The organism is Streptomyces sp. NPDC005181 (genome assembly GCF_040608395.1).
Taxonomy (GTDB): domain Bacteria; phylum Actinomycetota; class Actinomycetes; order Streptomycetales; family Streptomycetaceae; genus Streptomyces.
On the sequence record NZ_JBEXID010000209.1, the window covers coordinates 1 to 3,405 of the forward strand.

Annotated in this window: 1 protein-coding gene and 2 pseudogenes; all 3 read left to right on the top strand. The window is 70.2% G+C overall.

Annotated features, from left to right (window positions below; genetic code table 11):
- The first annotated feature begins 596 nt into the window (after positions 1-596).
- Positions 597-1,364 (top strand): calcium-binding protein, encoded by a 768-nt coding sequence (locus ABZV38_RS39890; protein ID WP_356333808.1) that lies wholly within the window; start codon positions 597-599, stop codon positions 1,362-1,364.
- A gap of 157 nt (positions 1,365-1,521) precedes the next feature.
- A pseudogene (locus ABZV38_RS39895) lies at positions 1,522-2,553 on the top strand (MFS transporter); the annotation flags it as partial.
- A pseudogene (locus ABZV38_RS39900) lies at positions 2,550-3,279 on the top strand (TolB-like translocation protein). The pseudogenes ABZV38_RS39895 and ABZV38_RS39900, both read left to right, overlap by 4 nt.
- Positions 3,280-3,405: the final 126 nt, after the last annotated feature.

Below are 3,405 nucleotides of genomic sequence, written 5' to 3' on the forward strand. Positions count from 1 at the left end.
TGCGCGGTGTAGTAGTAGGAGCGGGCGAGGAGCATCCGGAGGTCCAGGTTGCGGGGCGCCGCGGCAACCAGGTCCGTGAGAACCCGGGTAGCCGCACGGTAACGCTGGGATTCGAAGAGACGGCTCGCGTATTGCCGCCGCTCGTTCCAGCTCACTCCCTGTACACCGGCCATCACGTTCTCCGTTCCCTGTACGAGCATCCGCTCAGTGGTCCGGGCGCCAGGCGCCCGAGGTATTCCGGGGCGAGGGGCTGATGAACCCCTTGCCTGCTTGTTCAAACTTCATTGAAGTTTGAATCATTCCCGCGCGGCCGCCGCCGGGAACGAAGCCCAGTAAGGCGTGCCCCCGATCGGCTCCCCCTCGACGCACCTCACGGAGACCGCGAGGTGCGCGGGCGCGACAGTCTCGGCGCAGCAAAGGCCAAAGAGTCACGGCGATGGCGGCAGCTTCAGCGGATCGTCGTCTTCCCACGGGCCTGCGGCGCAGCTACTGAGCTCCCCACGACCGGTTCGCGTCCGACGTCGTACAACCAACCGCGGCTGTCACAGGTCTTCCACGCGCCCGGACAAGATCCGGCTCATCGTTTTCGGAGAAACATGCGTATTCGTTCCACCGCGGTCCCCGCCGTCGGCGCTCTGGCGCTGCTCTCGGTCCTGACGCCGGCCGCGCACGCCGACACCCATAAGGGCGATACCGTCTTCACATCGCTGTCCTTCAGCAAGAAGACCGTCAACGCCGGAGTCAGTGCGGCGCAGACGCTGACCGTCACGGCCGTCGCCAAGGACGGGTCCGGGATCAATGACATCTACGGTGCCAAGCTGGTCAGCCCCGACAGCCGGATCGTCCACGCAGGCTCCGCCGACTGCACCCGGCCCACTTCCACGACCAGGAAGTGCGTCTTCAAGTTCACCCTGGACGCCAACCGCACCGACTACTACGACCTCAAGAACAGCTCGGCCGGCACCTGGCACTTCACCGCCGAGGCCGCCGCCAAGGACGGCGACTTCTACGACCTGGAGGACAGCGCACCGGTCAAGGTGAAGCGCTACGCCAAGCTCGCCGGCACTCAGGCCTCCCCCGAGCCGGTCGCCAAGGGCCGCACGCTCACCGTGACCGGGACGCTCACCCGGGCCAACTGGGACACCAACGTCTACGCCGGGTACAGCGGCCAGGCTGTGGCCCTTCAGTACAAGAAGTCCGGCTCCTCCGCCTACACCACGGTCAAGAAGGTGACCACCGACGGCAGCGGCAAGCTCAGGACAACAGTCACCGCGAACTCCGCCGGCACCTGGCGCTGGACGTTCGCCGGCACGAGCACGACGAGCACCGCAACCGCCTACGGGGACAGCGTCGCCCTGAAGTAGGCCATTGGCGCCCCGGCCCTGTCCCTGGACACCCGCGGGACAGGGCCGGGCGTGACAGCGTGTCCGGCCCGGTCGTTGAACCGGCCGGAGGCACGTAGACACTCGCTCGCCTGGGGCGGAGCAGTAGCCCGCGGGCGGTGGCTCGCCGCGGCGTAGGCTGGTGCGGCTGGTCGGCGGCCACTTCGCGGACCGGGGCGGCGGGCGCCACAAGTCCGTCGCGGTCATCGGCTACGGCCTCTCGGCGCTCTGCAAACCCCTCCTCCTCATCGCCCACACCCTTGCGCCCATCGGCCTCGTCCTCGCGGCCGACCGCACCGGCAAGGGCCTGCGCACCGCGCCGCGCGACGCACGGATCTCCCTGTCATCGTCACCGGAGACCGTGGCCGTGCCTTCGGTGTCCACCGCGCGATGGACACCGCGGGCGCCCTGCTCGGCCCGCTCGCCGCCTTCCTGATCCTGCGCGCCACGGTCGACGGATATGACACCGTGTTCACGGTGAGCTTCTGCGTCGCAGTGGTCGGCGTGCTGGTGCTGGTGCTGTTCGTGCCGGGCGGGGCCGCCACACGCCGCACCGACCGGGCGAACCGGCGGCCCCGCCCCACGCTCCGAGCCGCCCTCGCCCTCCTGCGGCGGCGCGGCATCCGGCGTATCTGTATCTGCGCCCTGCTGCTCGGTCTCGCAACCGTCAGCGACTCGTTCGTCTACCTGCTGCTCCAGCACCGCCTCGGCGTGCCCGACCGCTGGTTCGCGCTGCTGCCGATCGGGACCGCCGCCGGCTTTCTCCTGCTCGCCCTGCCACTCGGGCGGCTCGCGGACCGGGTGGGCCCCTGGCGGGTGTTCCTCGCCGGGCACGGGGCACTGCTCGCCGCGTACGGCCTTGCTGCTCTCGCCCTGGCACGGCACGGCGCTCCCGTACGTCGTGCTCGTCCTGCACGGCTCGTTCTACGCGGCCACCGACGGCGTCCTGATGGCGGCGGCGTCGGAGAGCGTGCCCGAGGAGCTGCGCTCGTCGGGACTCGCCCTGATGCAGACCGGGCAGGCCGTCGCCCGGTTCGTCTGCTCGCTGGCCTTCGGCGCCGCATGGACGGCGTGGGGCGACCGTGCGGCGCTGCTGGCGGCCGCGGTGGTGCTCGCTGTGTGCGCCGCGTTCTCGTTCCGTCTTGGCCCGATCACGAAGGTTCCCGTATGACGAACGCCCGGACCAGACTGCTCGTCCTCGTCTGCGCGGTCGCCGTGCTCGCGGCGGTTGCCACGGCCTCCGAGCCGCACGCCGTCGCGCGCTCCGACCGGCGTGACGTGGCGAGGCCGGGCGGTCCGACTGTCGCTGCAGGCCGGGTCACGCTCACCGACGGTGTTCGTGGGCGGCGACAGCTACGCCGGCACAAACTTCTCCACCCGCGCGGCGATCCTCGACACTCGCACCGGCAAGCTCACCCCGACTCTGGAAGGCTTCGCGATACGCAAGGACGGCCACCGCTACCGGGCCGCGGACGTCAACTTCTGGGGCGTCACCTTCGTGGCCGAGGACCGGCACTTCTACGCGACGCTCGCTACGAAGGGCAGGACGTATCTGGTACGGGGCGACCTGCGCACCCGCACGCTCATCACGCTCCGGACGAACGTGGAGTGCCCCTCCCTCTCTCCCGACGGCACCCGCATCGCCTACAAGAGCCGCGACAAGGGTCTGCCCGCTGACGCCCCGTGGCGCCTGCACGTCATGGACCTGCGCACGCTCAGGGACCGCCCCCTGGCCGAAACCCGCAGCGTGGACGACCAGGCAGTCCGGCAGGACGACGCCACGCTCACGTACGCACTCGCGGGCGACTACGGCGCGGACCTCTACGCGGTGGCGGCCGACGGCGGAGGCACCCCGCACCGCGTGCTGACGGCGGCGGTGTCCCCGGCGTACCTGTGAACGACTGGAGCCGCGCGTCCGCCGAATGGACCCCCACATGCCGGAATCCCCGGCCCGATTCCGACGGGCCGGGGATTCCGTATTGTGCGGATGGAGCTGTTACCACTTGTAGTGGTGGTCCCTGAC

What these genes read in the sequence shown, in the direction of transcription:
- ABZV38_RS39890 (WP_356333808.1), top strand. Translation starts at nt 597, where the DNA reads ATGCGTATTCGTTCCACCGCGGTCCCCGCCGTCGGCGCTCTGGCGCTG.